Genomic DNA, 6,154 nt, shown 5'->3' on the forward strand with positions numbered 1-6,154 from the left:
TAGGAGGTAATAGGTTTGATAAAATTAGAAAATGTTTCTTTTACGTATGCAGGAGAAAATAGAGGTGGAGTTAATAACATCAGCCTTAACATTCCAAAAGGAGAATTTATTGTTTTATGTGGTGAAAGTGGATGTGGCAAAACTACAATTACTAGATTGTTAAATGGACTTATTCCTCATTTTCACGAAGGAGAAATGAGCGGGAAGGTAACCATTAATGGACAATCAATTTCTAATCAACCTTTATATGATACAGCAAGGTTGGTTGGAAGTGTTTTTCAAAATCCAAGATCTCAGTTTTTTAATGTAGATACTACAAGTGAAATTGCTTTTGGGTGTGAAAATTTTGGATTGCCAGAACATAAAATTCAAGAGAATATGAAAAAAACAATAGAGAGTTTCCATATGGAAAAATTATTGGGTAGGAGTATTTTTCATCTTTCAGGTGGAGAAAAGCAGAAAATAGCATGTGCATCTGTATCTGCTATGGAACCAGATATTTTTGTTATGGATGAGCCGTCGTCCAATCTGGATATTTCATCAATTATGGAATTGCGTAAAATTCTTGCTTTGTGGAAGAAACAAGGAAAGACAATCATTATATCGGAACATAGATTATTTTATATGCGTGGACTGGTAGATCGTTTTTTATATGTACGTGATGGAAAAATTGAGCATGAATATAGTGCTGAAGACTTTGAAGCATTAACAGAGAAGGAACGAATGGAAATGGGATTACGAATGTATTCTCTAGAAGATATTCAGCTTGAAAGAAGGGCATCTCCTTTAAAGAAACAACTGGAATTAAAAGATTTTTATTTTGCTCATAAAAATCAGCCAGAAACATTACATATTGAGGATTGTAAGATACCAGCAGAAAGAGTTGTTGCTATCATTGGAAATAACGGAGCAGGTAAATCTACTTTTGCCAGATGCTTTTGTGGTTTGGAGAAAAAATGTGGAAAGGTCATATGTAATGGAAAGGTAATGAAGCCTAAAGACAGATTAAATACATGTTATATGGTTATGCAAGAAGTAAATCATCAATTATTCACAGAAAGTATTTCAGATGAGATAAAAATAAGTATGAAGCATGATGATGAAAATTTAGAAAAAGAGATTTTAGAACAATTAGATCTTCTTTCATATAGAAATAGGCACCCTATGTCACTTTCAGGTGGACAAAAACAAAGAGCTGCTATTGCATCAGCTATAGCAGCTAGCCGTTCGATTTTAATTTTTGATGAACCTACTAGTGGATTGGATTTTAAACATATGAAAGAAGTAGCTTCCATATTAAGAGAACTTCAAAGAGATGGTAAAACAGTTTATGTAATCACCCATGATTTAGAATTGATTGTGGAGTGCTGTACGGATATCATCCATTTTGAAAATGGAAGAATTAAAGATCAATATCCTATTGATGAAAAAGGGGTGTTGAAAATTCAAGAATATTTTTTAAAGGAGGAGTCTTCGATATGAAGGAAGTAAAAGAAGATTCAGCGATGAAAATTTTATGGGGTTGGGCTAAAGCATATCATGGAAAATTTATTATAAGTATTGTTTTAGCTATTTTAGGAGTTGTTTGTCAGATGCTTCCTTATTTTTCTGCTGTTGATATTGCAACAAAAATGATTAATAAAGAAAAAGCATTATCTTCATATTTAATAGTTTGTGTAGTTGCATTTTTAGGCTATTTAGGAAAGATTATTTTCTCTAATCTTTCTACAGCTATATCTCATACTGCAACATACTACACTTTGAGAGATTTAAGAGAGAATACTGTTAAAAAGCTAGCAAGAGTTCCTATGGGAACAATTCTAAATACACCATCTGGACAGTATAAAAATACTATTGTAGATAGAGTAGAAGGAATGGAGCCAACATTTGCACATTTAATTCCTGAAATGACTGCTAATATATTAGTACCTGTATTTATTATTGTATATTTACTTATTTTAGATTGGCGTATGGCACTTTTATCTATTGTTACTCTTATAATTGGTCTTGTTGTAATGTCAGTGGGAATGAAGAACTATCCAGTAAAATGGGAAGGAGCAGTAAAGGCAGGCAAAAATATGACTGATGCTGTAGTTGAATATATTGGAGGCATAGAAGTTGTAAAAGCATTTAGCCAATCAGCAGGTTCCTATAAAAAATATTCTGATGCCGTAAATTATAATGGGAACTATTATGTTGATTGGATGCGTGATAGTCAAAAGACTATGAGTGCATATAATGGAATATTACCATCTGTTCTTATTTGTATTTTACCTTTTGGTTTTGCATTCTGGAGTTCAGGAAGTTTAGAAATGATAACGTTTATTGCAATCATCATTTTTTCATTAGGTTTAATAAGCCCTATTATGTCTGCATTTACTTTCGTTGATGATCTTGCTGTGCTTAAAACTAATGTGGGAGAAATCAACAATATTTTAAGGACAAAAGAATTAAATCATAAGGAAGTTAATGTAAACTTAAAAAATGATTGCATTAAATTAAAAGATGTTTCATTTTCATATGATGAAGATAAAGAAATTCTTCATGGAATTAATCTTGAAATTGAACCAGGAACTATGAATGCTTTTGTAGGACCATCTGGTTCTGGTAAATCAACTATTGCAAAATTAATTGCAGGATATTGGGATGTTACTTCTGGATTTATAAGTTTAGGTGGACATAAATTAAATGATATTCCACTTACACAGCTTTCAGATAAGATTTCCTATGTTTCTCAAGATAATTATCTATTTAATAGAAGTATTCGTGAAAATATAAGAATGGGAAATCCAAAAGCAACTGATAAAGAAGTAGAAGAAGTTGCAAAAAAGAGTAGCTGTGATTCCTTTATAAGAAAATTGGATAATGGTTATGATACAATTGTTGGAAGTGGCGGTTCCCATTTATCAGGTGGTGAACGCCAAAGAATTGCAATTGCTCGTGCAATGCTTAAAAATGCTCCTATTGTTATTTTAGATGAAGCAACTGCTTATATTGATGCAGAAAATGAAGTATTAGTTCAAAAAGCAATTTCAGCCCTTACTGTAGGTAAAACACTAATAATAATTGCCCATCGTCTTTCTACAATTGTAGATGCAAATAAGATTGTAGTTATAAATCAAGGAACAGTTGAAGCGCAAGGAACACATGCAGAACTTCTTTTAAGCTGTACGCTTTATAAAAGCATGTGGGAAAAACATATAGGCGTAAGGGTTCAAGAATTGGGGGAATAAAAATGTATGGAATATTAAAGAAAATATTTGAATTTGCAGGGGATAAGAAGGAGCTTCTTAAGAAATCATTGGTTTTTGCATTTTTATGTGGAATATTTGCATCATTACAATTTGTAGCCTTATATGTAGTCTTGAATGCTCTGATAACAGATAATAAAGACAGTAAAATAATCTGGATGTCATTTGGTATAATGCTTATATCTGTAATTGGAAGAATAGTAACAAGTTATTTTTCAACAATGGAACAGACTGAAACTGGATACTGTATGGTAGCTCAAAAGCGTATCCATATTGGTGATAGATTACGTTATATTCCAATGGGATACTTTAATAGAAATAGCATAGGAAATATTACTGCTATTGTCACAACAACCTTAGGTGACGTTGAAAATTCCGCTGCAAGAGTTCTTGTATCAATAATGGGAGGATTCTTTAATTCTATAGCATTGGTTCTTGTAATTTTATGGTTTAATTTCAATATGGGGCTGCTTGCGATTGTAGGTATATTATGCTACTTAGTAGTTACAGAATTTTCGCAAAATAAATCATCAAAGCTAAGTAAAGAACGTCAAAATTCCCAAGAATATCTAGTGGAATCAGTGCTAGAATATATACAAGGTATGAATGTTGTTAAATCATTTGGAATGGAAAGAGAAAGTTCAGAATCCATACTTAGTGTAATTAGGAAAAGCTGTAGCAATAATCTTAAATTAACATATGCCAGTGTACCATATAGCGCACTTCAACAGTTTGTTCTTCGTGCTTTTAGTTTTGCAATGACGTTATATTCTATTTACCTTTATATAAATGGTTTACTTTCACTTGGATATAGTTTAATATTTGTAATTGCTTCATTTATGATATTTGGAGACTTGGAGAATGCAGGTAACATGGCATCCTTACTTCAAATGCTTGGTGCATCTATGGATACAGCAAACACTATTGATGACACTCCAATTATGGATACAGATGGAAAAGATATTAAGGTACAATCAGCAGATATTACATTTGATAATGTAGATTTCTCTTATGCAGATCGTAAGATATTAGATAAAGTAAATATTTCAATCCCAGCAAAGACTACAACAGCTATTATTGGACCATCTGGAAGTGGAAAAAGTACAATGTGTAATTTGATTGCTAGATTTTGGGATGTTCAAGGTGGAAAGATCACTATTGGAGGACATGATATACGCGATTTCAAGCTGGATAGTTTAATAAAAAATATAAGTATGGTATTTCAAAATGTTTATTTATTTGCTGATTCCATTGAGAATAATATTAAATTCGGAAAACCATATGCTACTCATGAAGATGTAGTTGAAGCAGCTAAAAAGGCTTGTTGTCATGATTTTATCATGAGACTTCCTGATGGATATAACACCATCCTAGGAGAAGGCGGAGGAACTTTATCTGGTGGTGAAAAGCAAAGAATTTCTATTGCTCGTGCCATATTAAAAGATGCTCCTATTATTATTCTTGATGAAGCTACATCTAGTGTTGATCCAGAAAATGAAGAAGAATTACAACAAGCAATTGAATCACTTACTCATGATAAGACTATTATCATGATTGCACATAGTCTTAAAACTGTACGTAATGCTCATCAAATACTTGTGTTAAGAAATAGCCATATTATACAAAGAGGAACACATGAGGAGTTAGTCAAGCAGAAGGGACTATATGCAGACTTTATTTATGCAAGACAAAAAGCAGTTGGCTGGCAAATAAAAGGGAATTAAAAAACTGCAAAAGATTTTATCTAGATAATAGAGAACAGATTATAAACAATAAAAGGTCACCCCTTAGGAATTTAGGAACTCCTTTAAGAATATAATTCAAATATATATGTATTTTTAGTAAGGTTATGGAGGGAAAAATGGAGGTATTAACAGCTTTAAGGGAAAGAAGAAGTATTAGATCCTATTTAAATATACCTATAGAGTATGAAAAACTAAGTAGAGTTTTAGAGGCAGCTAGGATTTCTCCAACTGCAAAAAATAGACAAGAGTGGAAGTTCATTGTGGTTAAGGATGAGGAAATAAAACAAAGACTTTTACCTGCAGTGAATGGACGAAAGTTTGTTGTAGAGGCACCTGTAATAATAGTTGCATGCGGCACTGAGCCATCTCTTATAATGCCCTGTGGGCAGCCTGCCTACACTGTTGACTTGTCTATTGCTATGTCCTATATGATTTTAGAAGCTCAGGAACTTGGACTTGGTACCTGCTGGATTGGAGGTTTTTTTGAAGATCAAGTTAAAGAGATTCTTGAAATACCTGAAGATGTTAGGGTAGTAGCAATGACACCCCTTGGTTATCCAGCAGAAAAACCAGAGGCAAAACCAAGAAAGATGTTGGAGGAAATTGTTTGCTACGATAAATATAAATAGCAGTAGGGGAGGCGACTTTCATAAAAGAGAGTGGCCTCTCTCTTGCTTTATAAGAACTATCATTAATATATCATTATTTAAACATGTTATTATAATTAATATTACATTTATTGGCTGCTATATACTATAATGGAATTGTAATTCATAATTAAGGTTAATGGGGGGATAGCATTGAATATAACTTTCATGAAAGTAGTTACATATTCATTATTTGGTGTTTTGATGTTTCTTAGCACCAAAGATTTTGAAGATTTTTATAAAAAAGAATATGATTTAGATTCAAATAGAAAGGAAATAATTAAATATATTCATAAATGTGAAATTAGAATAGGCATTATATTGTTTTTCATAATGACAAATATAATCACTATTGCAGCAGTGATGACTAAATAAAGATTAAGTCCTTTATAAGTCCTTTAAAGGTTATTTTAAAATTCCTCTTGAATTTTTATTATTATAGAAATTCAAGAGGAATTTGTTTAGAGGGGAACTTTGATACAGAGAAGATGGGAGAAGTTCAGTATAAAGC

At 32.0% G+C, this 6,154-nt stretch carries 5 protein-coding genes; all 5 read left to right on the top strand.

Annotation, left to right across the window (positions count from 1 at the left end):
• Window positions 1–15 precede the first annotated feature (15 nt).
• The 5 genes from RYO54_RS16690 to RYO54_RS16710 all read left to right on the top strand — a co-directional run bounded on the left by RYO54_RS16690 (window position 16) and on the right by RYO54_RS16710 (window position 6,018).
• Window positions 16–1,482 carry an ABC transporter ATP-binding protein gene (locus RYO54_RS16690; protein WP_315121312.1) on the top strand — a complete coding sequence of 489 codons (1,467 nt, stop codon included), beginning with the start codon at window positions 16–18 and terminating at the stop codon, window positions 1,480–1,482.
• Window positions 1,479–3,233 carry an ABC transporter ATP-binding protein gene (locus tag RYO54_RS16695; protein WP_315121313.1) on the top strand — a complete coding sequence of 585 codons (1,755 nt, stop codon included), beginning with the start codon at window positions 1,479–1,481 and terminating at the stop codon, window positions 3,231–3,233. Before RYO54_RS16690 ends, RYO54_RS16695 begins: the two co-directional genes overlap by 4 nt.
• A gap of 2 nt (window positions 3,234–3,235) precedes the next feature.
• On the top strand, window positions 3,236–4,975 hold the full coding sequence (locus RYO54_RS16700; protein ID WP_315121316.1) for an ABC transporter ATP-binding protein: 1,740 nt from the start codon (window positions 3,236–3,238) through the stop codon (window positions 4,973–4,975).
• A 137-nt stretch (window positions 4,976–5,112) separates the two neighbouring features.
• On the top strand, window positions 5,113–5,625 hold the full coding sequence (locus RYO54_RS16705; protein ID WP_315121317.1) for a nitroreductase family protein: 513 nt from the start codon (window positions 5,113–5,115) through the stop codon (window positions 5,623–5,625).
• A 186-nt stretch (window positions 5,626–5,811) separates the two neighbouring features.
• The gene (locus RYO54_RS16710; protein WP_315121320.1) at window positions 5,812–6,018 is read left to right on the top strand and encodes a hypothetical protein; all 207 of its coding nucleotides are present in this window, start codon (window positions 5,812–5,814) and stop codon (window positions 6,016–6,018) included.
• Window positions 6,019–6,154: the final 136 nt, after the last annotated feature.

The organism is uncultured Clostridium sp. (assembly GCF_963515715.1).
Lineage (GTDB): Bacteria > Bacillota > Clostridia > Clostridiales > Clostridiaceae > Clostridium_AW.

What these genes read in the sequence shown, in the direction of transcription:
- RYO54_RS16705 (WP_315121317.1), top strand. Translation starts at nt 5,113, where the DNA reads ATGGAGGTATTAACAGCTTTAAGGGAAAGAAGAAGTATTAGATCCTAT.
- RYO54_RS16695 (WP_315121313.1), top strand. Translation starts at nt 1,479, where the DNA reads ATGAAGGAAGTAAAAGAAGATTCAGCGATGAAAATTTTATGGGGTTGG.
- RYO54_RS16700 (WP_315121316.1), top strand. Translation starts at nt 3,236, where the DNA reads ATGTATGGAATATTAAAGAAAATATTTGAATTTGCAGGGGATAAGAAG.
- RYO54_RS16710 (WP_315121320.1), top strand. Translation starts at nt 5,812, where the DNA reads ATGAAAGTAGTTACATATTCATTATTTGGTGTTTTGATGTTTCTTAGC.